Annotated in this window: 22 protein-coding genes; 5 read left to right on the forward strand and 17 right to left on the reverse strand. The window is 46.5% G+C overall.

What is annotated here, in order from left to right:
* Nucleotides 1–458: 458 nt before the first annotated feature.
* Nucleotides 459–1,448 carry a quinolinate synthase NadA gene (nadA, locus tag CIL02_RS00595; RefSeq protein WP_094398552.1) on the forward strand — a complete coding sequence of 330 codons (990 nt, stop codon included), beginning with the start codon at nucleotides 459–461 and terminating at the stop codon, nucleotides 1,446–1,448.
* A gap of 61 nt (nucleotides 1,449–1,509) precedes the next feature.
* Here nadA and CIL02_RS00600 read toward each other — a convergent pair whose 3' ends face one another.
* The 7 genes from CIL02_RS00600 to CIL02_RS00630 all read right to left on the reverse strand — a co-directional run bounded on the left by CIL02_RS00600 (nucleotide 1,510) and on the right by CIL02_RS00630 (nucleotide 11,436).
* Complete coding sequence (locus CIL02_RS00600; protein WP_094398553.1) at nucleotides 1,510–2,436, reverse strand: glycosyltransferase family 2 protein; 927 nt, start codon at nucleotides 2,434–2,436, stop codon at nucleotides 1,510–1,512.
* Entirely contained in the window at nucleotides 2,433–3,866 is a 1,434-nt protein-coding gene (locus tag CIL02_RS00605) for a hypothetical protein (protein ID WP_094398554.1), read from the reverse strand. Before CIL02_RS00605 ends, CIL02_RS00600 begins: the two co-directional genes overlap by 4 nt.
* A gap of 11 nt (nucleotides 3,867–3,877) precedes the next feature.
* Complete coding sequence (locus tag CIL02_RS00610; protein WP_240513476.1) at nucleotides 3,878–5,917, reverse strand: two-component regulator propeller domain-containing protein; 2,040 nt, start codon at nucleotides 5,915–5,917, stop codon at nucleotides 3,878–3,880.
* A 31-nt stretch (nucleotides 5,918–5,948) separates the two neighbouring features.
* On the reverse strand, nucleotides 5,949–6,563 hold the full coding sequence (gene rdgB, locus CIL02_RS00615; RefSeq protein WP_094398556.1) for an RdgB/HAM1 family non-canonical purine NTP pyrophosphatase: 615 nt from the start codon (nucleotides 6,561–6,563) through the stop codon (nucleotides 5,949–5,951).
* Nucleotides 6,529–7,506, reverse strand: a complete 978-nt coding sequence (locus tag CIL02_RS00620; RefSeq protein WP_094398557.1) for a YitT family protein — start codon at nucleotides 7,504–7,506, stop codon at nucleotides 6,529–6,531. The genes rdgB and CIL02_RS00620 overlap by 35 nt, the downstream gene beginning before the upstream one ends.
* A gap of 166 nt (nucleotides 7,507–7,672) precedes the next feature.
* Nucleotides 7,673–10,528 (reverse strand): leucine--tRNA ligase, encoded by a 2,856-nt coding sequence (gene leuS, locus CIL02_RS00625; RefSeq protein WP_094398558.1) that lies wholly within the window; start codon nucleotides 10,526–10,528, stop codon nucleotides 7,673–7,675.
* An 83-nt stretch (nucleotides 10,529–10,611) separates the two neighbouring features.
* Entirely contained in the window at nucleotides 10,612–11,436 is an 825-nt protein-coding gene (locus tag CIL02_RS00630; protein ID WP_094398559.1) for a phosphorylcholine transferase LicD, read from the reverse strand.
* A 129-nt stretch (nucleotides 11,437–11,565) separates the two neighbouring features.
* Here CIL02_RS00630 and CIL02_RS00635 point away from each other — a divergent pair, with 129 nt between their 5' ends.
* Nucleotides 11,566–12,306 carry a phosphatase PAP2 family protein gene (locus CIL02_RS00635; protein ID WP_094398560.1) on the forward strand — a complete coding sequence of 247 codons (741 nt, stop codon included), beginning with the start codon at nucleotides 11,566–11,568 and terminating at the stop codon, nucleotides 12,304–12,306.
* A gap of 7 nt (nucleotides 12,307–12,313) precedes the next feature.
* On the opposite strand, the gene CIL02_RS00640 is transcribed toward CIL02_RS00635, so the two are convergent.
* Nucleotides 12,314–14,311 (reverse strand): helix-hairpin-helix domain-containing protein, encoded by a 1,998-nt coding sequence (locus CIL02_RS00640; protein ID WP_170934968.1) that lies wholly within the window; start codon nucleotides 14,309–14,311, stop codon nucleotides 12,314–12,316.
* 163 nt (nucleotides 14,312–14,474) lie between these two features.
* Here CIL02_RS00640 and CIL02_RS00645 point away from each other — a divergent pair, with 163 nt between their 5' ends.
* Nucleotides 14,475–15,071, forward strand: a complete 597-nt coding sequence (locus CIL02_RS00645; RefSeq protein ID WP_240513477.1) for a DUF4294 domain-containing protein — start codon at nucleotides 14,475–14,477, stop codon at nucleotides 15,069–15,071.
* A gap of 36 nt (nucleotides 15,072–15,107) precedes the next feature.
* Here the strand turns inward: CIL02_RS00645 and CIL02_RS00650 are convergent, their stop codons facing one another.
* The 6 genes from CIL02_RS00650 to CIL02_RS00675 form a co-directional block, all read right to left on the reverse strand.
* On the reverse strand, nucleotides 15,108–16,112 hold the full coding sequence (locus CIL02_RS00650) for a M28 family peptidase (RefSeq protein WP_240513478.1): 1,005 nt from the start codon (nucleotides 16,110–16,112) through the stop codon (nucleotides 15,108–15,110).
* A 55-nt stretch (nucleotides 16,113–16,167) separates the two neighbouring features.
* Complete coding sequence (locus CIL02_RS00655) at nucleotides 16,168–17,931, reverse strand: membrane dipeptidase (protein ID WP_094398564.1); 1,764 nt, start codon at nucleotides 17,929–17,931, stop codon at nucleotides 16,168–16,170.
* Nucleotides 17,932–17,956: 25 nt separating this feature from the next.
* Nucleotides 17,957–18,427 (reverse strand): Lrp/AsnC family transcriptional regulator, encoded by a 471-nt coding sequence (locus CIL02_RS00660; protein ID WP_094398565.1) that lies wholly within the window; start codon nucleotides 18,425–18,427, stop codon nucleotides 17,957–17,959.
* Between the two features lie 439 nt (nucleotides 18,428–18,866).
* Nucleotides 18,867–19,859, reverse strand: a complete 993-nt coding sequence (locus CIL02_RS00665; protein WP_094398566.1) for an FKBP-type peptidyl-prolyl cis-trans isomerase — start codon at nucleotides 19,857–19,859, stop codon at nucleotides 18,867–18,869.
* Nucleotides 19,860–19,869: 10 nt separating this feature from the next.
* Complete coding sequence (locus CIL02_RS00670; protein ID WP_094398567.1) at nucleotides 19,870–20,742, reverse strand: FKBP-type peptidyl-prolyl cis-trans isomerase; 873 nt, start codon at nucleotides 20,740–20,742, stop codon at nucleotides 19,870–19,872.
* An 84-nt stretch (nucleotides 20,743–20,826) separates the two neighbouring features.
* Complete coding sequence (locus CIL02_RS00675; protein WP_094398568.1) at nucleotides 20,827–21,411, reverse strand: FKBP-type peptidyl-prolyl cis-trans isomerase; 585 nt, start codon at nucleotides 21,409–21,411, stop codon at nucleotides 20,827–20,829.
* A gap of 153 nt (nucleotides 21,412–21,564) precedes the next feature.
* Between CIL02_RS00675 and CIL02_RS00680 the strand changes: the two genes are divergently transcribed.
* Nucleotides 21,565–22,263: an NAD-dependent deacylase gene (locus CIL02_RS00680; protein WP_094398569.1), complete on the forward strand. Its 699-nt coding sequence runs from the start codon at nucleotides 21,565–21,567 to the stop codon at nucleotides 22,261–22,263.
* A 110-nt stretch (nucleotides 22,264–22,373) separates the two neighbouring features.
* On the opposite strand, the gene CIL02_RS00685 is transcribed toward CIL02_RS00680, so the two are convergent.
* Nucleotides 22,374–23,510: a glycosyltransferase family 1 protein gene (locus CIL02_RS00685; protein ID WP_094398603.1), complete on the reverse strand. Its 1,137-nt coding sequence runs from the start codon at nucleotides 23,508–23,510 to the stop codon at nucleotides 22,374–22,376.
* A 117-nt stretch (nucleotides 23,511–23,627) separates the two neighbouring features.
* Between CIL02_RS00685 and CIL02_RS00690 the strand changes: the two genes are divergently transcribed.
* On the forward strand, nucleotides 23,628–24,686 hold the full coding sequence (locus tag CIL02_RS00690; protein WP_240513479.1) for a glycosyltransferase family 1 protein: 1,059 nt from the start codon (nucleotides 23,628–23,630) through the stop codon (nucleotides 24,684–24,686).
* Here the strand turns inward: CIL02_RS00690 and CIL02_RS00695 are convergent.
* The gene (locus tag CIL02_RS00695) at nucleotides 24,654–25,703 is read right to left on the reverse strand and encodes a glycosyltransferase family 9 protein (RefSeq protein WP_094398571.1); all 1,050 of its coding nucleotides are present in this window, start codon (nucleotides 25,701–25,703) and stop codon (nucleotides 24,654–24,656) included. The two genes, CIL02_RS00690 and CIL02_RS00695, sit on opposite strands and share 33 nt — an antisense overlap.
* Nucleotides 25,704–25,747: 44 nt before the next feature.
* Complete coding sequence (locus CIL02_RS00700; RefSeq protein ID WP_094398572.1) at nucleotides 25,748–26,509, reverse strand: lipopolysaccharide kinase InaA family protein; 762 nt, start codon at nucleotides 26,507–26,509, stop codon at nucleotides 25,748–25,750.
* Nucleotides 26,510–26,525 lie beyond the last annotated feature (16 nt).

The raw sequence follows: 26,525 nt of genomic DNA on the forward strand, positions 1-26,525 counted from the left end.
TAATTTATTTAAGTTTATGTAATTCTTAATGTGTTTAGAGTTAATAAGATAAAGAAGTTATGAAAGTATAGTTGTGGATAAAGTTGTGGAAAATGGTGTTAATAAGTTTAAGCTATCAACACAAGACAGTTTATGTGGAATGAGAATAGGGATATCAACATGCTTTTACAGGCGTTTTAACCAACTTTTCAACAAATTATTGGCCAAAAAAGATATAAACTTATTAACTTTGCACCGAAAGTGGAAAATGTTGATAACTCTGTAATATGGATGATAATCAGCATAAAGATATTAATGAAAGATAGTAATAAATGAAATGTAGATGTTGATAACCAAATATGCAATATTTTGGATAGAAAGTTTCCAACTTATCAACGGCATTTCTTTTTATTGTTTGTTCATTTTAAAATTTTGAATATTGAATATAAAAATAAAACAGTTGTTGAAAACAAAGGAATATGAATAAGGATTGGGAAAACAAAGGCTACGTAGATGAGATAGTGGACAAGTCGCTCGACTTGAAGGCGGAGATAAGGAAGATGTGCAAGGAGAAAGACGCCATCATCCTTGCACACTATTATACCGTTGGTGATGTTCAGGACGTTGCCGACTTTGTAGGCGACTCGCTCGCCCTTGCCCGCAAAGCTGCCGAGACAGACGCGAAGGTTATGGTGATGTGCGGCGTACACTTCATGGCAGAGACATGCAAGCTGCTATCACCAGACAAGATAGTTTTGTGTCCAGACCTCAATGCTGGCTGCTCGCTTGCTGACTCATGCAAGGCTGAAGACCTGAAGAAATTCAAGGATGAGCACCCGGGATATAAGGTTATAAGCTATGTGAACACTACGGCTGCTGTGAAGGCATTGACAGACGTTGTAGTGACAAGCGGCAATGCCAAGAAGGTTGTAGACAGACTTCCTGAAGGTGACAACTATATATTCGGTCCGGACTATAATCTCGGCAGCTATATAAATGAGGTGACAGGAAGGAAGATGCTGCTGTGGAACGGAGGATGTCACGTGCACGAGCGTTTCTCTGTGGATGCGATAGCGCAACTTAAGAAAGAGCATCCCGAAGCCGTAGTTATGGCACACTTGGAATGCAAGGGCCCTGTTCTTGCACTGGCCGACGTTGTTGGCAGCACGGCCACCATGCTTGAATATGCAAAGGCAAATCCTAAGAAAGAATTTATAGTTGCCACTGAGGCTGGAATACTCCATGAGATGCAACGCTCATGTCCAGATGCTATATTCTATCCCGTACCGCCTGAAATAAGCGAGGGTGGGCTCGGGTGCTCATGCAATGAGTGTCAGTACATGAAGATGAACACTCTGGAAAAAATATACAATACCCTCAAGTACGGCTGGCCAGAAGTGAACGTAGACCCCGACATAGCTACAGAGGCCGTAAAGCCAATAATAAAGATGCTTGAGCTAAGTAAGTAGAATTTTTTTTAAGACTGGTATTTTTATTTCTTTTAAATATAAATACCAGTCTTATTTTATACTATTTCATAATCTCTTTTATGAAATAATTAGGCCTGCGTTTTGTTTCGTGGAATATTCTTGCAAGATACTCGCCTATTACTCCAAGGGAAATAAGCTGAATGCCCCCGAGAAAAAGTATTATAATTATAATGGTGGGGAACCCCTGTACGGCTTCTCCGAATAGTAATGTTTTGACGAAGACAAATATCATGTATATGAATGCACTTATAGAGGAAAGCAGTCCGAACAAGGTTGACATTCTAAGTGGAGTAGTAGTATATGATGTTATTCCCTCAATGGCGAGATTGACGAGTCTAACGTAGTTGAACGATGACTTGCCTTCCGTCCGGTCTTCCTGGTTGACTATAATTTCTTTTTTTCTGTATCCTATCCAGCAATATAATCCTTTCGTATACCTTTGTGTTTCCCTCATGGCTTTCAGGGCATCTATACACTTACGGTCAAGCAGCCGGAAGTCGCCAACATTGGGTAGGATGTCTATGTCAGCCATTTTCTGCAGAATGCTGTAGTATGCCATCGAGAGTTTTTTTCTCAGCCAACTTTCTTTTCCCCTGTATAGTCTCTTGGCGTAGACATCGTCGTACCCCTTCTCCCATTGCTCAATCATCAGCGGGATAGCGTCTACGGGGTGCTGCAGGTCTGCGTCCATAATTATCGCACAATCGCAGCATACGTTATCTATCCCAGCCAATATGGCAGCCTCTTTCCCGAAGTTACGTGAAAGGGCTATAAGAGCGAACATGCTGTTTTTCTCTCTTTCGGCTTTAATTTTTTCTATTGTATGGTCGGAGCTGCCATCATCTACGAATACTGTCTTCCATGAGTATTGCGTATGCTGCGATGTCATCTCTGTAATTCTCTTACAAAGCTGTTCTATATTGCCCTCTTCGTTAAAGCATGGAACTATTATTGATATGCTTTTCATTTCTGCCCTGTATTTCTTATTACCATATTTCCGTTCTCGCCTATTACCCATACACATTCGTAATCCGCGCGTAATGCCCTATCGGCTATATTGCGTATGACATCCTTTGTAGCGTCAGAGCTGTTTATGGTTGTGTCCTTAATTATTTTAGGCCATTTGTAACCATTATAATGCACCATTGCACCACCCCACCCTACTGCCTCATCGACAGGTACACAGAAGGAAGAAAACTTGTTTCTTTCGTTGTGTACTAGAATACAGTATATATTATCAGCTTTCTTTCCTGTCTTGGCTATTATCTCTTCGGCAATAGTTTTGGCGGGCAACGATGTCTTCCATGACTTGTACCAATGATGTGCGTCTACGGCTATTGCGGCTATAATATATAGGTAGAATAGTTTCCTGAATATATTCTCTCTTTTTTGGTTTCCGTCTACGAGGTAGCCTATAATGATGGCTGCTATTCCAAGTGAGCAGTAGGCATTCATGATGCTCATGCTTATAAGCAGATTGGCAGATGCCGTGACGATCATTGCCACTGACAAGCTCAGGAATGACTTGCTGACAAGCAGTTTTGGCTTGCCGAGGAAGCATGCTGCAACGAAAGGCGTGGACATGAGTGCTGTCAGCAGGAAATAAAGGATATTCCGGCTTGGCTCATGCATCAGGCATATATAGTCTGCTGCTATCCACGTGTAGCCTATCCATGTTGCCAAACCCTTTATCTTGCTTCCGAAGCTGAGCATCTGCTCAATATGGCTTCCATTATGAATTACTGTATGAGGAACAGACAGTCTTATAAGAACGTAGCTTATGAATATCAATATTCCTATGCCGATGTTCCTTGCCATTGAACGCTTGTTCTCCTTGCCGAAGGCGAAAGCTACTATCGGAGGTACAATAGACCAGGCTATTCCATTATCCTTGGATAGGGCGGCAAGCATAACGCACAACGTCCACAGAAGATATTTCCTTTTGCCTTCACATACCAGGTATGAGTACACCGCCAACATTCCCCAGAGATGTGAGTATGTCTGGTTAAGTGCGTCGCAGCTGAATATAGTTCCGCAAACACATGGTGAGATATAGAAAAACACCATTGCCATATTCCTTGCCATAGGTCTCATTCCGGCTATTCCCGTAATCTTGTATACGAGAGCAGTACTTGCCAGGTGCCCGAGGAATATAATAATATGGTTAATCAGAGGATAGAGCCTGCTGTTGATGGCGTTTATGTAGCCGAACATAGCATCTCCGGGTCTCCATGTTGTACCGTAAGGCAGCAAGTATTTCATGAAGTTGCTGTCGTAGTTGGGAGACGACAGAGTGTTCCAGTCATCGAATGTCGGCAATATCAGCGATACGGCCACAAGCACGAAAGGGCTGCTTGCCGCTATGGCCAATATGTATGGATTGATTTTTTTCTGCATATTTGGGAATATCAGTTTACAATGGCAATTTTGCATACACATCCCTTGCTGCCATCCTCCTTGGCTGTCATGACCATATATACGCCGCTTGCCACCCGATTGCCGCTTGCGTCGTTGCCATCCCAAGTGAATGTACCACCATTGCTCTTGCCTTGTGCCACGAGTGCTCCACTGGATGTGGTGATCTTCACATCAGCATTCATGGAAAGGCCAACAACTGTTATCAGTCCAGCATAATCAGGTTTAACAGGATTAGGGTAAGCATATACGTTGTCTTTTTCCATTTCCCCGGCTGCGGCAGTGGCGTCACTCATATAGGAGCATAGACCCTTGTCTGTGCCGAAGAACACTTCACCAGAGACGTCGTTGATGGCCATCGAGAGTATATTGTTTGATAGCAGTTCGCTGTTCTCGGCCGTGAAATGCTGAACCTGCTCTATGTTGTCATCGCTGATGAGGTAAACGCCATTGTTGTATGTACCGAACCATTTTCTGTTTCCACCATCCACAGCCATGCATGATATGTCAACGCCAGAGAGCAGATAGTCTGCATAGTTGGTGCCATCGTTTCTTGGAACCTTTACTTGGGTAAAAATAGGATTTTCCTCGCTTATGCTGTTCTGGCTGAGCAGCAGCGGACCTATGTTTGTTCCTATCCATATATCGCCATTCTTGTCTTCTGCTACGCATCTTACCTGAGTAATAGTCAATGATGTGCCATCCTGGTTGACGAATGACTTAATGCTGTTGATGCCACCAGTAGACGGTTGGAAACAATGAACGGAAGGTACACGGTAGAAATCGTTTACAAACCACATCAGGCCACGGCTGTCAAACATTATGTCGGTAAGGTTCTCCAGTCCGTAGTTGTTGTTGTACATAAGCGACTGGGGCTTCCATGTGGTCCATTCATAGTCATTTGAAAGCTTAAGTATTATATTATTAGTACTTATACTGTTTAGTGTCCATAAGTTGCCAGAATTGTCAAAGTTAACTGCCTGAGCCATTATATATAATAGTTTGTTAGGGTCGCTGTCTTTGACAGTACCGGCATGTACGAGAGGACTATTGCCTTCGGTATGGTGTTTATGGAATTTCCCATCCATGAATTCGTATACCCCCATACGTCCCGATACGGCAACATGCCTATTGTTGGTTGGGTCAACGGCTATGCTTACAAGGTCTATATATGGCAATCCCGTGATGTCCTGTATATCGTCATCCTGATAGATTTGCCATTCGTTGCCGTCCCATACCTGAATGCAGCCTGGCGTTCGGTCAGTAATGTTGCCTCCGCAAGTGTAGAGCTTGCCATTGGAGAACTTCATGTCTCCGAAATTATTGTTTTTCGGTCCTCCAGGCAGCAGGGCAGATACGAGTTCTTTAAGTTCGTTGTTTTCCTCTGTTTGTTTAGCAACGTATGCAGAGTGCCATTTCCAGTTGTTTGGATCCAGCAGATTGTCAGTCATAGGACACTTGTAGATGCCCTTAGTCTTAGACGCCGCATAGAGAGTATTGTTCTGTACGTAGCAGTAGTTGACATTGAAGCCCAGATTGTATGTATTGCTAATCTCACAGTCGGAAATATTTATCTGTACAATGCCAAATCCTGTTGCCATCATGGCATATTTGCCATACATATATATATCATTGACAGTCTTGTCTTCTGTCATTGATTTTGTATAATAGTCGGAAATGTTTATTACATTGGCACTATTATCCATAATATCAATGTTTCCGTTGGAATAAACTATTAAGAGTCTCTTTGCGCTCGTATTCCATTTTATGAATAATATTTCGCAGTCGGACAGTACGTTTGTCTTGTCAAAGGTCTGAAGGCTGTGGTCGTTGGTATTGTACGAGTAAAGTCCATTTGATGCAAGTACGTACAGCATATTATTGTTGGCCTTCTCAATCTGTGTCACATCATGATATGACAGATAGTTTCTCCATGTACCTATGCCAGCAGCATTGGTATAGGTATAGGGAAACAACATCATTATGAGTGCCATTAGTATGTTCTTGCCAAGTTTTCTACTACCCGTCATCATATATTGAAATATTATTTTATGGATTTTATATTTACTTTTTAGCAAGATATTCTGCCACCTTGCCAATGGCTATTGCCCTATGGGATATTTTGTTTTTTAGATCTATTCCCAGCTCAGCAAATGAACAGTCGTAGCCATCCGGCTGGAATATCGGGTCGTAACCGAAGCCTTCGGTACCATGTTTCTCCTTGAGGATGGTTCCATCAACTCTTCCCTCGAAAAACATCATGTGTGAGAGAAAACTGGCTTTTTCCTCTATTAGTGTTATTATTGTGCTGAAATGTGCCTTACGGTTCTCACATCCGTTTAATTTCTTGAGCAGCAACTGCATGTTTGCCTCGCTGTCGTGGCCTTCTCCTCCAGCATATCTTGCAGAATATACGCCCGGCTCACCATTAAGTGCCTCTACCATGAGTCCCGTATCATCGGATATAACAGTATAGGGAAATGGAAAATTCTTCTTTTTCAGCTCTGTTGTTACGTATACTGCCTTAATTCTGGAATTTTCAAAAATAGTTTCTCCATTTTCCTCTATGTCTGTGTCAATGCCTACATCTTTCATTGACAACACCTCTATGTCCTTGTCGAATATTGAGCGTATCTCTGAGAGTTTATGCTCGTTGTTTGTTGCTAATATTATTTTCATTGTTGACAGTTGTTATTGTTTCTTTATTTGAAGGTTTAATTTTTACTTTCATTTCGTCGAAACCTTCTCCATATACACCTATTACAGAGCTTTGGCTTACGAAGGCGTTGGGGTCTATCTGCTTAATCAGGCGGAATATATGTACGCTCTCACGCTTTTTTGCCAATAGGCAAAGAACCTTTGTGGGCTTTCCTGTCCAAAAACCATGCCCGTCGAGGATGGTCAATGTATGGTCGGTAGTGCGACTAATGGCGTATGCTATTTCCTGATATTTCTTGGAAAAAATAAGAAACTGTACAGACTGTCTCTGCCAATACATTACGTAGTCGAGCATCAGACATTCTATGAGCATAGTACATAAACCAAATACCACCTTGCGGAAGCGCAAGTCGACTGTTCCGAAAGAGTCTACGAAGATACAGCTTCCGATGATACAGAAGTCAACGATGATAAGTGCCTTGCCAAGTGAAATGTTGTGGAACTTGTTGAGGACAGCCGCAACAATGTCGGTACCGCCAGTACTGCCGTTGTTTAGGAATACTGTGGCGAGTGCCGTTCCGGTGATGGTACATCCAATGACAAGCGACATGAAGTCGTTGTTCTCGCCAAGCAGTTTATGGAAAGTACCATCGGCTTGTATTGTGAAAGTCTGTGCCACCTCAAGCATTATGGTGAGCATAATGGTGGCATAGATGGTCTTGGTAAGAAATTTCCAGCCAAGAGTTTTCAGTGCCAATATGATAAGTACGGCATTGATGATAAAGAAAGTGTACTGTACAGGAAATCCTGTACTGTAGAATACTATTGCGCCAATACCTGCTATTCCTCCGGTTACAATCTCGTATGGTAGCAGGAATACTGTGAAACCGAATGTGTAAAGGAGTAGTCCTAAAGTAATGTAGAAATAGTCCTTTATTTCATAGATGATATCTTGCCTGGTCATACTTTTTTGTTTTTTAGATGTTATAGAGGAATTAGACGAGATAGAGCAGATAGATGAGATAGATGAGATAGACTAGATAGAGAAGATAGATGAGATAGAGAAGATAGATTATTTTCTAAAATATCTATCTCGTCTATCTTCTCTATCTCATCTATCCCCTATACTATCACTTGATTACCACATTAACAATCTTCTTCGGCACAACGATGACCTTGACAACCTGCTTGCCGTCGATGTATTTGGCTGCTCTCTCATCTGCGAGCACAGCCTTCTGTACATCATCGTTTGAGGCATCGGCGGGGGATGTCATCTGGTAGCGTGCCTTGCCGTTGAAGCTTATTGTAAGCTGCATCTCATTCTCTACAAGCATCTGCTCGTCGTACTGTGGCCATGAGGCATCGCAGATGCTGCCCTCGCCGCCAAGGGTCTCCCACAACTCCTCAGCTATGTGTGGAGCAAATGGGGCAAGCAGTATGGCGAGAGGCTTCAGAACCTCACGGCAATGACATTTCTGCTGAGAGAACTCGCCTACGGCTATCATGAATGCCGAGATGGATGTGTTGTATGAGAAATGCTCTATGTCGTGGCTAACCTTCTTTATGAGCTTGTGAAGGCTCTTCAGACTTTCCTTTGAAGGCTCATCGTCGTTTATCAGAACCTCGCCCTCTGCCCTGCCGAAGTAGAGTCCCCACAGTTTCTTGAGGAAACGGTGACAGCCGTCAATGCCGTTGGTGTCCCATGGCTTCGACTGTTCTACCGGACCGAGGAACATCTCGTACAGACGCAGTGTGTCAGCACCGTATTTCTCTACTATCATGTCGGGATTGACAACGTTGAACATCGACTTCGACATCTTCTCAACGGCCCATCCGCATACATACTTTCCGTCTTCCAGTATAAATTCGGCATTGTTGTATTCCGGTCGCCATGCCTTGAAGGTATCGATGTCGAGAATGTCGTTCTGCACGATGTTGACATCAACGTGTATTGGAGTAGTCTCGTACTGGTCTTTCAGACCTGCCGACACGAATACGGGAGCCTTTGAGTGGTCGTCGCTGTTTATGCGATATACAAAGTTGGAGCGGCCCTGTATCATACCCTGGTTTACGAGTTTCTGGAATGGCTCTTCCTTGCAGCTCACTCCGTAGTCGAAGAGGAACTTGTTCCAGAAGCGGGAGTATATAAGGTGACCAGTGGCATGCTCGGTACCACCTACGTAGAGGTCAACGTTCTGCCAGTATTCGTCTATGTCCTTAGCCACGAGAGCCTCGTTGTCCTTAGGATCCATATATCGCAGGTAGTATGCGGAGCTACCTGCAAAGCCAGGCATGGTGAACAGTTCCAATGGGAATACAGTATCGTTGTCTATGAGCTGCTTGTCAACAACCTTGTTCTCCTTAGTGTCCCAAGCCCATACCTTTGCCCTTCCCAACGGTGGCTCGCCAGTCTCTGTAGGCTCATACTTGTCTATCTCGGGAAGCTCAAGAGGCAGACACTCCTCAGGTATCATGTAAGGCATGCCGTCCTTGTAATATACCGGGAACGGCTCTCCCCAGTAACGCTGACGTGAGAATATGGCATCGCGCAGGCGGTAGTTCACCTTTACGCGTCCGAGGTTGTGCTCGGTGACAAACTTCTTTGTGGCAGCGATAGCCTCCTTTACGCTCAGGCCGTTCAATGAGAAGCCGTTGAGCGACTCCTTGCCTGCCACAGGTGAGTTGCATACGGTGCCTTCCTTGGCATCGAAGCTCTCCTCGCTCACGTCAGCACCCTCGATAAGAGGAATGACAGGCAGGCCGAAATGCTTGGCAAAGGCATAGTCGCGAGAGTCGTGGGCAGGAACAGCCATGATGGCACCTGTACCATATCCGGCAAGAACATATTCGGAAATCCATACCGGTATTTTGTCGCCTGTGAAGGGATTGATGGCATACGAGCCAGAGAAGACACCCGTAACCTTGCGGTCGCTCATGCGGTCGAGCTCGGTACGCTTCTTAACGTATGCAAGGTATTCGTCAACCTCAGCCTTCTGTTCCTCAGTTGTAAGTTTCTGTACCAGTTCGCTCTCGGGAGCAAGGACCATGAATGTCACACCAAATATGGTATCTGCACGTGTGGTGAAGATGGTGAAAGTCTCGTCTGTACCATCTATGCGGAACTGCATCTCCGTACCCTCAGATCGGCCTATCCAGTTGCGCTGTGTCTCTTTGATGGAGTCTGTCCATTCAACAGTCTCCAGACCGTCGAGAAGTCGCTGTGAGTATGCGCTCACACGCAGGCACCATTGTTTCATCTTCTTCTGAACCACAGGGAAGCCGCCACGCTCGCTCACACCATCAACAACCTCGTCGTTGGCAAGCACAGTGCCAAGTCCTGGACACCAGTTAACCATGGTCTCGCCAAGGTAAGCAATACGGTAGTTCATCAACACCTGCTGCTGCTCCTTCTCGCTCATGGCGTTCCATTCCTCAGCTGTGAAGTTCAGTTCCTCGCTCTGAGCCACATGCAGGTCTTTTGATCCATTCTCTGCGAAATAGTTTATCAGTCGCTCTATAGGCTTAGCCTTCTGGCATGATGTGCAATAGTAGGAGTTGAACATCTTCTGGAAAGCCCATTGCGTCCACTTGTAGTATGTCGGGTCGCATGTGCGTACCTCACGGTCCCAGTCGAATGAGAAGCCTATCTTGTCGAGCTGCTCGCGGTAGCGGTTGATGTTTGTGACGGTAGTCTTCTCCGGATGCTGTCCTGTCTGTATGGCATATTGCTCGGCAGGCAGTCCGTAGGCATCGTAGCCCATAGGGTTGAGCACGTTGAAGCCCTGCAGTCTCTTGTAGCGTGCGTATATGTCGCTGGTAATATATCCGAGAGGATGGCCAACGTGCAGTCCTGCTCCCGATGGATAAGGGAACATGTTGAGCACGTAGAATTTCTCCTTGTCCTTGTCCTCTGTTACACGATAGGTCTTGTTCTCCACCCATCGTTTTTGCCATTTCTTCTCAATGTCTCTGAAATTGTATTCCATTTGTACTTATACCTATTTATATATAATGATTTATTTTGCAAAGATAATGTATTTTGATGACATCTCCTATAAAAAAAATACTTTTAGTCTTTATTAGCTTTCTTATATTCCCTATATGGAGTATGCAGGTCGAGATAGTAGAAGTTGTGTTGAATGCGCTTCTCTATGGGAGGTATGGTCATATAGTCTCCGTACATGCATTTGAGATAGGTATCATAATTCTTGATACCCATAACGGTATGTCCCTCGAAAGTATAGGGACAGTATTCGTCAACGATATGTTTTGGAAGAATTTTCTTGTACCCGTCGGTATAGCTTGCCGCCAGGTTGCACGTGTTGTAGTCGTAGGCATTCAGCACCTTCCTTATGCTCTTCTGCAGTCCTGCCATGGAGTGTATCTTCCGAACCAGTAATGGAATCCAGCAGCTTGGGCCATGCCCATGGCGGAAAGGATCACGATGGACAAGATACAGGCATTGTTTCAGATAGTGGTATTTTATGCATTGCCAGCGCCGTGCCAAAGCATTGTCTGGGTATGCGTCGTATGGGAATATGTCTATATAGCATCCGCCAAGGTAGTAAAGGTGCTTGCGCTCGATGAGCGTTGTGGAGGCATCCTGTATCTTTCCGAATGGAAGTGGGTAGTTTGGGTCATTCTCTGCACACACAAACTCAAACTGCTTGGGCAGCCATTCATGACAGTGGGCAATAAGCTTCTCATAGTCTGGACGTGGCATGGACACATCGAGGTCATCATCCCATGGGATAAATCCTTTGTGACGTACTGCGCCAATCATTGTTCCTCCGCATATGCAATAGCGAAGTCCATGTTCCTTGCATACCTTGTCGAATTCCAATAATATTCCGAGTATTCTCACTTGAAGTTCCCGTATATTGTAGTTAGCCATATATTTACTATTATTATTAGTTATTTTCTGCAAACTTACACAAAATATATGATATAAACTCCTCATTTAATTAAAAATATCAAAAATTATCCATATATTTGCATCCGAAATGTGAAGATGGGACCATAAATGAAGTTTTCAAGAACACAATACCTGTTGATATCTGCTGTCATAATACTTGTTTGCAGCGTTGCCATGAGCACCACCCTAACGGCTTTTCTTGTGAATACAGATAAGGCGTTGATGCTGACGTTGACGTTCCGTGAGCATACGTCATTTGATATGTTCTGGTACTATTACACCAATCTGTCGTGCTGGATACCCCTCATAACTATTCTGCTGTTCACCCTATGGATATGGCATCCTTCCGACAATCGTCACAGGCTGCTGCTTATGGTGTCTATAGTCTTGTTGATACTTGTTCTTGACCAGACGTCATCGGGATTGATAAAACCATTTGTGGAAAGGCTGCGCCCGTCACACGACAGCACTATTTCCGAGTCTCTCAACTATGTAAACGGTTATCGTGGTGGCCGTTACGGCTTTGTGTCCGGACATGCCACAAACATCGTGGGCATAGCGACATGGCTGTGCCATATATTCCGCTCAAGGATAGCAAGGGCTGTATTCATAATATTTGCCGTGACGCTGTGCTATTCAAGAATATATCTTGGTGTGCATTTTCCTGGTGACATCATCTGTGGCTCCATTCTCGGATATACCCTTGCACGTATTGCCATAGCCCTGCTTTCAGGCAGGAACATATTGTTCACTACCGACCGTACTCCATGGATGGTATTGGGCGCATATCTGCTGACGGTAGTGTCGCTGTTGTGCATCAATGGCTACTTGCTCATGACAGAAGCTTGAGCAATGTTCATAGTCTCCATCTCACTTGTATATCTATGTCGGTTATGGTATTGCTGTTTATGGCCTGCAGTCCTGAGCCTACCACGTCCCTGTCGAAATAATGAGTTGTTCCGGCTTTGGCTATTATCATAAGGTTTTTTCCTATGTCTGCCCTTAGTGACGCCATGGCCCTTAGTCCGTTGCCATGGAGCATGGGGAAGGAAAGCGTATAGAGGGTTGAACGCTCGTAGGCGTATACCCTGGAGTTGTAGTCGTCAGTGTTGAAATATGCCACAGAGGCATACAGTTGCAATGTTTTCGTCCGTATGCCTGCTTGCTGGCTAATCATATATCCCTTGCTCGTTCCATTCTGGTTGTATAGACTTATGTCACATTGCGTTCTTGACAGCCAAAGTTTGTTGTTGTTGGTAATGGCGAGCCTTGCCCTGTGCTGAGTCACTCTGTCAAGACTATGGGTCTCGCTGTTGTCCCTATTCCATGTTTTCAGTCTGTAGCGTGCAGTAATGTCCCATGAGCCTTTAGTCCACGTTGCTGTGTGCTGCATGTCGAAAGTGCGTGAGGTTCCTGTTATGAGATAGCGTGGCCATGGGAAGTAGGCATAGTCCAAATAGCTTGACAACGACAGCAGCCGCAGTACCGCCCAGTTCATTCCCACGCATATTCCGCTCTCGTTCTGTACAGATGAACCTTCGCAAAAGCTGGATGACATCAGGGAGTAGTATTTATATGAGTAGAACCTCTGTATGGCCATTACGGAGAGTCTGTTTCCCAACATCAGGCTTGCGCTGTTGATAGTCGCTATTGCACCACAGTCACCGGTTGCCGTTTCTCCTCTTATGGTCAGCCTTCTGCTCGTATATCCATAGTCTATTCCTATATTCCAAAATTGCCTGCCTTGTGGAGAGTAGCGTTTGTACAGCCTTGAAGTGTCAGGTCGCAGCATCTTGTCAAACGTTGTGTAGTAGCCTGTTGCACCAAGATGGAAACCGTTGTTATGGTATCGGACATTTCCTCCAGCAATGGTCTGTGAGGCATTTCTTCTTCTTGACATCTCGCTGATGGTTCTGTGGTAGCCTGTCTTCAGGATTGTTGATATGCTGTTGTCATCATTGTTCAGCGTAGCGTCGATTTTCCTGTACGATACAAATCCCGTCAGGTCAAGATGCCTGACAGCCTCCACCGTTGCCGCCGCACCCTGCATATAGTTGTATTCCTGACGTGAGGAATGGGCGAAAATGCCTTGTGACGAATGGCCGAGAGAGCTGATGGATGCCTGCTTGCCAAGGGAGAAACTGCTGTTCATCACTATTCCCATACCGAACCTCAGGCGGTAGCGACCCAAGGCAAGTGCCTTGAGCTTGCCGCAGTCGCGCATGAGGAAATATGGCGACACATAGTCGTAGCCCCACTTGTTTTTCCCGGCAAAGAACGGCTCGCCTGCATCCTGCGATGCCATGATGCCTGCCTTTATCCACTTGCCGTATGTGAACTGGTATCTAATCCAATGTTTGTACTGATAACCCAGATAGCCGTTCTTGTCACCCTCCCGCTCGTAAAGCGGTATGTGGGCAGTGGCCATTATCTCATTGCGTCCTTTCCTTATTATGGAGTCGACCGAGGGAAAGCGTTTCCGACTGCTGTTGTCTCCGAAGTAAATACACCGCACAAGCATCTGACGGGTGTTGTAGTCTATGGATGGTATCATCATCAGCTCGGCAGCCGAGCGTATGGCACCGTAGCGGTAAAGATATTCCTGTATGTCCATCACTTGCTGTCCGCTAAGGAATGGCAGCCGCAAGAGGTCGTCTTCACTGGCATTATTGATGTCTATCTTGTTCTCGGCAAGGTCGCTCAGTTCCTCATAAGTTATTGTCCAGTCTTCCGACTCCGCTCCGTCAAGGTCCTCCAATTTCAGGAACGGGTCATCAAGCGTATCATGCGTTCCCTGCGCATACGCCCGTGTGGCAACCATTAACAGTATGATGATGAAAATCGGTGTTTTCATAGCCCATGATAATAATTGTGCTGCAAACATAATATAAAAGAACGAAAAAAACAAGTTATTTTACATTATTATTTTGCTGGTTTTATGAAAAGGTGTAATTTTGCTGTTCAGAATGTCCTATATACGCTTATACATATTATCGTTGCTTACGTCTTTGTCTGTTATGGCATCAGCACAGGTGAAGAACAGCATCCGTGTCAATCCTGAGGACAGGATTGTTGACATGGACAACCCTACGTTTGTGCCGATGGTGAGGATGGGAAAGGCTTTTGTAGACAACGACTCCATACAGTATGTTGAGTTGAACAATGTATATGTATACCCTACCCCAACGTTTCAGAATGCCAAACAGCGTGCTGCGTACAACAGGCTTGTATACAATGTCAAGAAAGTGCTGCCCATAGCCAAGGAGGTGAACAAGATTATCATTGAGACATACGAGTATCTTGAGACACTGCCTAACAAGAAAGCCAAGGACGAGCATATGAAACTTGTGGAGAATAGCATAAAGAAAGAGTATACGCCAAGAATGAAGAAGCTCAGCTACTCGCAGGGAAAACTGCTCATAAAGCTTATATACCGTGAGTGCAACAGCAACTCATATAATCTTATCCAGGCGTTCCTGGGTCCCGTGAAGGCAGGATTCTATCAGGCGTTTGCATGGTGTTTCGGAGCAAGCCTGAAGAAAGACTATGATGCGCAGGGGGTGGACAGGCTTACGGAAAGAATTGTCCTGCAGGTGGAGTCAGGACAATTATAAGGCGAGTTCCGATAGAACCCGCCTCAGGATAATTTTCTATTCTGTAAACAACACCTGTACCATGGTCTGTCCCACGGCCTTCAGAGTGTTTCTGTCTATGTTGTCCATGTTGTCTGCCAAGGTGTGCCATGTAGGTCCGAAGCTGCTCTGCTCGCAGTCAGGGAAATAGGGAATGATGTCTATGCAGGGGATATTGGCATTCTGGTTTACGGGTATATGGTCGTCGGTTATCATTCCTCCCTCCATGTCTGGGAAGAAGCTGCCATAGCCTATCTGTCTTGCAGCCTTCCATACCTTCTTTACTATCTCCGGGGCATACTGCATCGACATGCCCTCTTTGTAGAATTTGGAGCCTATGCCTCCAACCATGTCAAGCAATATGCCATAGCGGGGAGCATATCCGTCAGGAAGGTTAGTTGAAAAATATTGCGCGCCAAGAGCCCATGTATCTCCAGGGTCTTCCTGTTCCGACCATTGTGGTATTCCCCAGTCCTCGGCATCGAAGCATACAAAGTCGACACCTAAAGGCAGTTTGCTGTCCTTGATGATACGGGCAAGCTCTATCATCACCCCTACCCCACTTGCTGCGTCGTTGGCTGCAATGATGGGCTTCTTCCAGTTGTTGCTGTCGGGGTCGTTGTCAGCCCATGGCCTGCTGTCCCAGTGTGCGCATAGCATGACCCTTGTTGTTGCCTCCGGGTTGTAGCTTGCCATTATGTTGGTGCTTTTCAGTATGGTTCCGTCATATCCACGTAAGTCAGCCTTCTGGCTTGTCACCTTGCAGCCATACTCCTTAAACTTATCCATTATCCATTGCGCGCACTTCTCGTGTCCCTCGCTGTTCATATAGCGTGGACCGAAGTCACATTGGCTTTGCACGAAGGCATAGGCTGAGTCGGCATTGAAGTCGGGGCCTGCTGGCTGTACGTTCTCCGTCTCTTCCTCTTCTGAATAGCTGTTTGCTGGTGATGGCCACACATTCCATCCTATGATGGAAGCTATGATTAGAGCCAATAATCCATACATATATTTTCTTTTCATCGTTGTTGTATAGTCGTTTATCTCCTATTATCTGTTTCCGGTACTTGTTAGCTTGCTATTGCTGTCCCCTACTCTGAACTTGTGCCATAACTCTTAGCCAATTGCCTCCCCATATCTTTGCTATGTCCTGCTCGTCGTATTTGTTGCGCAACAGTTGCAGGGTGAAGTTGATGAGCTCTGATGAGTCGGCAAGTCCACGTATGCCTCCGTCACCATCGAAATCGGTTCCTATGCCCACGTGGTCTATTCCCATTATTTCTATTGCATGCTCCAGATGTGCCATAGCATCGTAGATGTCGGCCTCGCCCTGCAGCTTGAGAAAACCATTATAAAGAGTTATGTGCGCTACACCTCCTTTGGCAGCGAGAGCACGCAGCTGGTCATCTGTGAGATTACGCGGATGGTCGCAAAGCGCACGGCAGTTGGAGTGGCTGCAAACGATTGGCGTGTCGCTGATGTCCAGCGCATCGTAGAAGCTCTTCTCGGCAGCATGGCTGAGGTCAACCATTATGCCGTTAGCATTCATTTCCCTTATCACTTTCTCTCCAAACGACGATACACCGTTATGTGTGTTGCATCCTCTTGCCGAGTCACAGATATCGTTGTCGCCGTTGTGACAAAGCGTTATATAGACCACACCCCGCTGTGCGAAATGCTTGACGTTGGCCAAATGTCCCTCCAGTGCCAGACCGTTCTCTATTCCGAGCATTATGGACTTGCGTCCCTTGCGCTTGTCACCATACAGGTCGGCTGGTGTGCGCGCTATGCTCAGGTAGCGGCTGTTGTTGTTGACGATGGTCTCTATCTTGTCGAATATAAGGTCGGCGTATGCGGCAGGACCTGTAACGTCGAAGGCAACCTTGCTGCTGAAAGTCTCGCCAATCTTCGGCTGTGGAAGATATGCAACCATAGTGACGGCATCAAGCCTTCCCTCCGTCATTTTGTGCAGGTCTACGAGTATGCGTGGATCACGCTGGTCGAAGGTGATTCCCTGTGGAAAGAACATTGGGGTATCGCAATGTGTGTCGAGGGTGAGTATACGGTCGTGAAGCCTTTTGGCAACAGAGAAGTTGGTGGCTTCCCTGACTATCCATTTGAATATTGGCAGTCCGTCCTCACCAAGACATTCTGGATGCCATTGTACTCCGAGTATGCTTTTATGACAGCTGCTCTGAAGAGCCTCCGCTACCCCATCGGCAGCCCTTGCCGTTATGGTGAGCATGGTGCCGCCATCGGCAACGGCCTGATGATGGAATGAGTTTACGAAGATTTTCTCCTTGCCATAGATGGAGCGTATAATGGAACCTTCGTCGAGGATTACCGAGTGTGTACACTCTTCGCGTGCGGCATCCTGGCTATGCCTGATTGGTTTGCTGACATTCTCGCCTATGTCCTGCATCACCTTTCCGCCAAGAGCCATGGCGAGGGTCTGCATGCCACGGCAGATGCCGAGCATGGGTATTTGTCGGTCGTATGCCAGTCGTGTGAGCAGCAACTCCGGCAAGTCCCGTTCTGCGTTTATACCATGCAGATGTTCAGAAGGTTCCTCGCCAGCCCAAAGAGGATTGTAGTCTGCGCCACCTGTGAGGATTATTCCGTCGAGACTGTCGAGAGTGTTAATGATGACATGTTTGTCGGCAACAGGCGGAATGATGATAGGCACGCCTCCGGCCCTTACTACCTGACGGTAATAAAAGTCGCGCAACGAGGCATCTGGTGAGGTATAATTGGCTGTAAGGCCAATCACCGGTCGGTGATTAGCCTGAGGGAATGTCGCATAGATATTGTCAAGATGCGACGATAAATCGAAATCCTGCATTGTTTATGCTCTTGAGCTTACTATGCTAAAGTTGTTCTTCCAAGTGTACGGGTATCTCACGCTTGATGCTCTGCTCGAGTGAGATAAGAGTCTCTGTAGACACAACTCCTGGTATGCCCTGCATCTTGTTGTTGAGCAAGTCCATAAGCTGCTCGTTGTCGCGTGCATAGAGCTTTACAAGCATGGTGTATGGGCCGGTAGTGAAATGACATTCCACAATCTCTGGAATGTTTAGCAACCTCTGAACGACATCCTTGTACATGGAGCCCCTCTCAAGGTTAAGCCCTACGTATGTGCAGGTGCTGTAGCCAAGACATTTAGGATTAACGTCGAAGCCGCTACCTGTAATGATGCCATTTTCTATGAGGTGCTGTACTCTCTGATGGATGGCAGCCCTTGATACTCCACATTCAGCAGCCACGTCCTTGAAAGGTATCCTGGCGTTCTTTGAGAGAATGCTCAGAATCTTACGATCGAGATTATCAATCTTTTCCATTTTGTCAATTGTTAATATCAAATAGTTTATATTATTGAGCAAAAATAGTAATTTTTATTTTATCAGGCAACATTTTGCGCAAAAATATTTTGTTTGCCTCGCATTTTGACAGTCATACGTGGCTTTTTGGACACATGAATCACCCTTTTTGAGACAATGAGTCGCAATGATACTTATATCCAGAATATGACAGATGATTTCAGTGCCAGTTTTGTCCATCTCAGACGCAAAGCATTGCATCTGCCCACGCAAAGCTTTGCAACCGTCCACGCAAAGCTTTGCATGTGCCTACGCAAAGCTTTGCATCCGCTCCCACAAACGTTTGCTTATCTAATCATATATATATAAGCAGGCTGAACCAGTGGTCATTGACCGTAGGTTCAGCCTGCAAGTGGTATTTACATCCGTATATGTTACGGTGTGTGTATTTTCATCCTGCTTATTTCTTGGCAGTCTTTTTCTTGGCTGTAGCAGTTGTTTTTGGTTTGGCGGCAGTCTTTGCCTCTGGCTTTGTATTTGTTTCCGCCTTTGTCTCAGCAGGTTTCTCTATACCCTTAAGCTCAACTGTGAAGATGAGTGTGGAATATGGCTTAATCTGACCAGCCTGACGCTGTCCGTAAGCAAGGTCTTGTGGAATGTATATCTCCCACTTGCTGCCTACAGGCATGCGTGTGAGAGCTTCTGTCCATCCCTTGATGACCTGGTTGCAAGCAAACGTATCGCTCTTCTTGCCCTGATGGCGTGATGTGGCATCGAAGACGGTGCCGTCAATCATCTTGCCTTCATAGACAACTTCTACGCGGTCGGTAGCTACAGGAGTCTCTCCCTGTCCGGCTGTGATGACCTTATACTGCAGTCCGCTTGGCAAGGTGTTCACTCCGGGCTTCTTGGCATTCTCTACCAACCAATCAGCATTTTCTTTCTTGTATGCCTCTGTCTTCTTGGTCTGGTATGCCTCTACCCTATCTCGGAACATCTTCTCGGCGGCAGAGTCTGTATATACGCTGTTGTCCTTGTTGAGCGATGCTATAAATCCTGCATGGAATAACTTTGTTGTCACGGAGTCGCTGCTGCCTTCGAGCTGTGACCTCATCTGTGGCAGAATACCGTCAACAACCTGCTTAGCGATGGTAGCACCAGCGTTGTAGGCTACAAACTGTGGGTCGTTGGCCTTGCTGATGGCATCCTCGTAGCCTTTGATGAAGTCGGCCATGAAGACGGTGTCTACGTTCATGCGGCCTGTAAGATAAGGCATCAGTCCCTGTGTGGCGGCTTTGCCGGCCATGTAGCTTACAGAGTCGCTTGATGTCACGATGGTGAGCTGCTCTACGGGAGCTGCCTCCTTTGACTTCTTCTTGTCCTTCTTGCCGGCAAAGGCCATGTTGGCCGAACCAGCCAGAAGGATAAGTGATAATAATACTGTCTTATTCATTTTTATATTATTATTTTCCTACAGAAATAAGTTCTATCTTGAAGATAAGAGTTGAGAACGGCTTGATATCGCCAGCCTGACGCTCGCCGTAGCCCAGTTCCTGAGGAATGTATACCTCCCATACACTACCGGCAGGCATGTGTGTAAGTGCCTCTGTCCAGCCAGGGATGAACTGCTTTGGACGGATTTCTACAGGCTGACCGTTCTTATAAGAGCTTTCGAATACCTTTCCGTCGATGGTGCGGCCCTCGTAGTGAACCTTTACCATGCTGGTGTCAGCAGGAATGACTCCGTTGCCCTCCTTTATGACCTTGTACTGCAGTCCGCTTGGCAAGGTAACCACGCCCGCCTTCTTCTTGTTCTCAGCCAGCCACTTCTCGCCAGCTTTCTTGTTTGGTCCGTACTCCTTCTCCATGGTGACAGCCTTTATCTTCTTCATCTTTGCCTGTGCTGTCATCTGAGCCTCGTCAACAGTCATAATGCCCTTCTTGCCAGCAGCGCCTGTTACGAAACCTGCGAGGAGGTTCTTCAGAGAGATGGTCTTGGTAGAGTCTGTGCCGAACACCTCATGGTTTACACCCTTAACGAGCTGGTTGGCGAGCTGCTGACCAATCTGCAGACCTGTATAGTAAGCGGATTTCTTCTTGTCGTCACCTGCGTTGACACCTTCGTTGATACCCTTGATGAACTCGTCGATGTATACGGTATCAATAACCTGTCCCTGCTCGATAGCCTGACGGATATACTGAGACTGTACGAGACCAATGGCGTAACTCATGGAGTCTACATCGTTCTTCATGTCTGCCTTGGGTGTAGAGTTGCCGCAAGAAGTGAGCGTTGCGGCTGCAATAGCCAAAGAGGCTACAAATGTAAGTTTTTTCATCTTGTTTATTTGTTTTGTTGTTTTTTGCTTTTTTGTTGAGGTATGGTGGTGTAGGTGATTTTGCGTTCAACCTTAACAGACGCTTTATTTCACCTCAATAAGCTCTACGTCGAATATCAGGGTAGCGTATGGAGGAATATCCTGACCAGCGCCACGTGTGCCGTATGCGAGATTGAATGGGATGAAGAAACGATACTTTGCGCCTTCCTTCATCAGCTGCAGACCTTCGGTCCATCCTGCTATCACACCGTTGAGCGGGAATGTAGCAGGCTCGCCGCGGCGGTATGAGCTGTCGAAAACCTTTCCGTTGATAAGTGTACCCTCATAGTGGCACTTTACCTGGTCGGTAGCCTTCGGGCTCTTGCCGTTTCCTTCCTGCAGCACCTGATATTGCAGTCCGCTTGGCAGGGTTACTATGCCTTCCTTCTTGGCGTTGTCAGCAAGGAAAGCCTCTCCCTCAGCCTTGACATTCTTCAGTCTTTCCTCACCTTTCCTCTGCAGGTATTCCTGCACCATTGCCTGCGCTTCGGTCTCGTCAATCTGCAGCTGAGCACCTGTGAGCACGTCTTTCATTGCTGCTGCGAAATCTTCTGTAACGATGTCGTTGGCTCCCATGTCAGCAAGCTGACGGCCAATGCCTATTCCCAAAGCGTAACTTACTTTATCCATAAATAGTTTACTTGTTTATAACCTTTTATATTAAAAATCGTGCAAAGATACTATTTTTATCTCTCTTAAACATCTATATTTCCAAAAAATTAGTATTTTTGTGCAATGTTAAGACACTTTTCGTCTTAACCGACAGATAATAACAATAGGTGTATGAAGAAGAAAATTGTTTTTCTTACCGGGGCAGGAATGTCTGTTGAGAGCGGCTTCAAAACATTCCGCGGCAACGACGGATTGTGGGAGAACTATCCTGTTGACCAGGTGGCATCGCATGAGGGATGGCTCAATGATCCAACCCTTGTTACTAATTTTTACAATATGCTACGCAAGAAGCTCTATGCCGCTGAGCCTAATGACGGCCATAAGCTCATAAAGAGCCTTGAGGAAAAGTACGATGTTTGCGTCATCACACAGAATGTCGACAACCTGCATGAGAGGGCTGGCTCAACAAAGGTTATCCACCTGCATGGCGAGCTTACCAAGGTATGCTCAAGCAACGAGCCATACGATGAGCGTTACATCATAGACTTGCCTGCTGACAACTGCGAGGTGACACCCGGAACCAAGGCTGGCGATGGCAGTCTGCTCAGGCCGTTCATAGTATTCTTCGGCGAGAGCGTACCGATGATAGAGCCTGCTGCTGTGGAGGCTCAGAGTGCTGACATATTCGTCATCATAGGTACAAGCCTTAACGTCTATCCGGCTGCTGGTCTGGTACAATATACCAAGCCCGGTATTCCTATCTACCTTATTGACCCTAATGAGGTTATGAGGGGTGGTTACAGGAATATCACGCACATAAAGGAAGGAGCCAGCGCGGGAATGAGAAGGCTGATTGAAATATTAGGGTGAGACCACGTCCCTGTGTGGAGGCGTGTTAGAAGAGCAAGAAGATTATTGTATATGAGGCACGACAGACTTGGCGAGCGTGTGTTGCTTGCGGAAAAGAGAGTCGTGGACCATCATAATGACCTGTAGACGTTTAGCATTTCCTGCGCCACATTTCCGTTTTCGAAACGTCGGATGTAGTCAAGGCTGCGTGTCACGATCTGCCTGGCCGCATCGGGATTGTCGGTGATGCTCTTTATGGCCATTGCCATTTCCTGCGGTTCGTCAGGGTCTACGTATACGTTGTCGGGGCCTCCAGCTTCTTCAAGACAGCTACCTGTGCAGGCTATTACGGGCAGACGGCTCTGTATGGCTTCTATAACCGGTATGCCGAAGCCCTCGTAACGCGACGGATAGACGAAGCATTCTGCCTGCTGGTAGATGGCATAGAGGTCGGAGGTTGGTACGCCCGACAGCATGTGTATACGGTTGGCCAGTCCGTTTTGCCGTGCAAAGGAGGTAATGGTCTTGGCATAGGCTGTCTGTCTGCCAACGAGAACGAGGTGTATCTCGTCGGACAGATAGGGTAGTGCCTGTGCTGCAAGAAGTGCATTCTTGCGTTCCTCTATCGTTCCGACGAAGAGGATGTAGCGTTGAGGCAGTGAGTAGCGTGAGCGTACCTCGGCTTTCTGTGCTTCGCCAACCTGCTGGCAGAAGCGTGTGCCGCAGCTCTGGTATACCACGTTGATGCGGCTGTCGTCAATCTCTCCCAGCTCCATTATGTCGCGACGTGTACATTCGCTTATGGCTATTATGCGGTCTGCCTGCTTGCACGTGTTACGGAATTTCCATTTATATATAGCCACATCAACAGGGTTGTAGTATTCCGGACAGCGCATGAAGATGAGGTCGTGAATGGTCACCACGCTCTTTATTCCTGCTTCAGAAAGTCCGAGCGGCAGTTCGCCTGTAAGTCCGTGATAGATGTCGACACCGTCGCGCTTCAGGTCGTTAACGATACCTTTAATTCTCCAGAGCGAGCGCAGCGGTTTGACAAGCTTGTTTGCCGGTGTGACGAAGCTCATGTTACGGGGCATGTCAAGCTGTGAACGCAGGTCGTCACGCCCGAGGTCGGGAACGTAGAGCCTGAAAGAGTCGGTTGTGTCTATTGTTCCCAGGTCGTTGAGCAGCGTGCGGCAGTAGTTTCCCAGTCCGGTGCCGTTGCTTACGGCACGTTTGGCATCGTAGCCTATGGTGAGATGTAGTGGCATATCGTATGGTATTTTATTTGCAAAGATAATAAAGCCAAAGATAATGGCAAAGCAATTCATATTTTTTTGTTACCTTTGCAGAAAATCTGAATTTAAAAAGCTTAGTTATAGAAAATAATGAAGAATGTTGTTGTAGACTTCTCCCACATAGGAGCCATGTGCGGTTTTGGAGAAATATCGCGCAATTATTGTCCACGTCTTGCAGCCGCCAAGGTGCCAGGCATTCATTTTATTTTTATTGTGCCGAGAGCTTTCTTCGGTAAGTTCGGTGACCATATAGACTATGTGTCGCGTGAGAACAAGGAGGAGGAAATGAAGAAGTGGAAAGGAAAAATAGACCTTTGGCACGCTACAGACCAGCTTTTCAAATACAGGATGAGGGGTGATGGCATCATATCGCTCCTTACGATACACGACCTCAACTATCTTAAGGAAAAGAAGGGTGTGCACAGGATAAAGCATATCTTTAAGACCAGATGGCGCAGCCATTGTTCGGATTATATCACCTGTATATCAAATTATGTCAAGGACGAAATAGTGAAAAATATAAATCCCAAGGGCAAGGGTCTGCAGGTGATATACAACGGCATTCAAGACATAGAGAAGCAGAAGCAGAGCAGACCTGCTTTTGTAGCGGAAGGAGAGAAGTTCTTCTTTACAATAGGGCAGGTGAGGGAAAAGAAGAATTTCCACACTCTTGTGCCCATGATGAAGTATTTCCCCGACATGAAGCTCTATATCTGCGGTGACCCGCATTTCAAGTATGTCAAATCGTTGCAGGCTCTTGTTGATGCAGAGGGTTGTGGCAGAGTTGTTCTGACGGGCAAGATAAGCGACGAGGAGAAAAACTGGATGTATGCCCATGCCGAGGCATTCCTGTTCCCGAGTCGTCTTGAAGGGTTCGGCATACCGGTCTTAGAGGCGATGCGCCTTCGCTGCAAGGTGTTCTCGTCAAGGTACAGCAGCCTGCCGGAGGTTTGTTCCTCGCATGCCACTTACTGGGACGACTACAATCCGGAGAGCATGGCAAAGGTTGTTGCCGACGGTATAGCGACATGGCAACGTGACGGGAAAGAAGCGGATGAGGCCTACGAATATAGTCGCGGGTTCTCTTACGACGAATATACAAGGCAGTATGTGGAACTATATACCAAGCTTCTTGCAGAAGGCAAGTAGGCGAGGATAGACTATGCCGACGGTTATGGCATCGTAGCGTGCCGCAGCATCCATATCTCTTAGTGAGGCAGCATCGATGATGTCGGCAGGAGATATACCTTCTGTCGGTATTTCATCATCTTCTGGCAGCCATGTCCTCTTGCTTGCTATGGGCGAGCAGATGACGAACGAGGGGCGTTGCATGGCATGCACGATGTGACGCGCACCACCCTCGTTGCCGAAGTAGAATGTAGAGAGCGAAGCCATGGCGGCAAGCTGACGCGGGCTTTTGGCTTGTATGTCCATATGGATGTCCTTGTCTGCACCGAGCATATGCCATATCTCTCGTGCGTTCTCTTCCTCTTTTCCCGGAGCGTAGTTGAATATCATCTGGCATTGAGGGAACTCCCTGTGCAACATCTTTAGAGTTTCTGCCATGCGCTGTTTGTCCCACGTCTTGTTTTCGAGCTTTGCTGTAACACCGGCTATCATTATCGGACGTGAGAAGTCTATGCCTTTCTCAAGCATCATTGTTCTGAATTCCTCCTTTTCAGAATCTGTTATGTCGAGTGTGAACCTGTTGTGCTTTATTCCTTTTCCACCCTCAGGCAGCAATGGCAGTATCAGCTTGAAGTTGTGTTCCATCATGGGCTCGTCGTGTTTGCATCCTTTTGGCATGTGATTGAACAGTAGCCTTGTGTATGGCTTCCTGATTCCCGCCCTGAATGGTGTGCGCAGGCTGAAAAGTGTGAAGGGTAGGGTGTTGATGGTAGAGCGCATGTCTATGATGGCATCATAGCGTTTGGTATGGACTGTTTTCCATACCTTTATAAGGTAACGGCGGAAGTTGTGCCGTTCTTCATCGGTAAAGGTGATGATGTTGTCTATGCTTCTGTGTCCCTCGAAGAGAGGCGCTATGCGCTTGTTGAGCACAACATCTATGCAGGCATCGGGAAATGCCTGCCGTAGGGCATTTGTCATGGCTGTTGCCAGTATCATGTCGCCCATCTGGCGGAAACGTATTACGAGAATGTTCATTCTTTAGCTGATAGTTGGTCGTTTGATAATGGGAAGTTGTGAGATTACAACTCAAGATTAAATTCTATTTCTCTTTTCCTTTGATATCTTGTCCAAAAACGTCTGCGTTCTTCAAGGCATATATTCATGCTCGACGAGATGTCGTATCCTGCAAGTTGTGCATATTCACTGACTATGCTTACTATGAATTCTTTCGGTCCCCACAGGCGTGAGAAACTACAGCAAGCCTGCTTTTGGGTTATGGTGCCAAAGTGCATACGGTTGATGTCAACAATGGAGAAAATGATGTTTCCGTCATGGTCGTAGTCCCAAAGAATATTCCCGGGTGAGAAGTCAAGGTGCAATACTCCCTTGCTGTGCATGTCGTAGGCGAAGTGAGCAAGTGCCTTGGCCATGGGCATGTACTGCTCTTTGCTTGCATTGCCCATCTCGTAGAGCAGGTGCGTGTATGGGCATTGGCGTGTTATGAGAAAGCTCTCTGCAAGCAGTCCCATATGCCGCTGCTCAATATATGCTATAGCCTCGGGTGTTGGTATGCCAAGCTGCTGCAGCCTTGTTGCATATTCGTATGCCCTTTCTCCTTTAGGCCTTCTGATACCAAGTGAATACACGAGTTTGTTGATGCCTTGTGGTATCTTGTATCTTTTTACGTTTACTACAGTACCATCGGGGGCTGTGAACTTCTTTATGAGGTTTCGCCTGCCACCATAGATATATGTGCCCTCGGTATCCATAACTCCAGGCAGCAACTTTATGAAGCTCCTGATGTTATTGTATTCCTTCTTTATTGTGATTTTTCTTTTCATTGTTCATGTTTCTTTG

The organism is Prevotella sp. P3-122, from assembly GCF_002251365.1.
Classification (GTDB): Bacteria; Bacteroidota; Bacteroidia; order Bacteroidales; family Bacteroidaceae; genus Prevotella.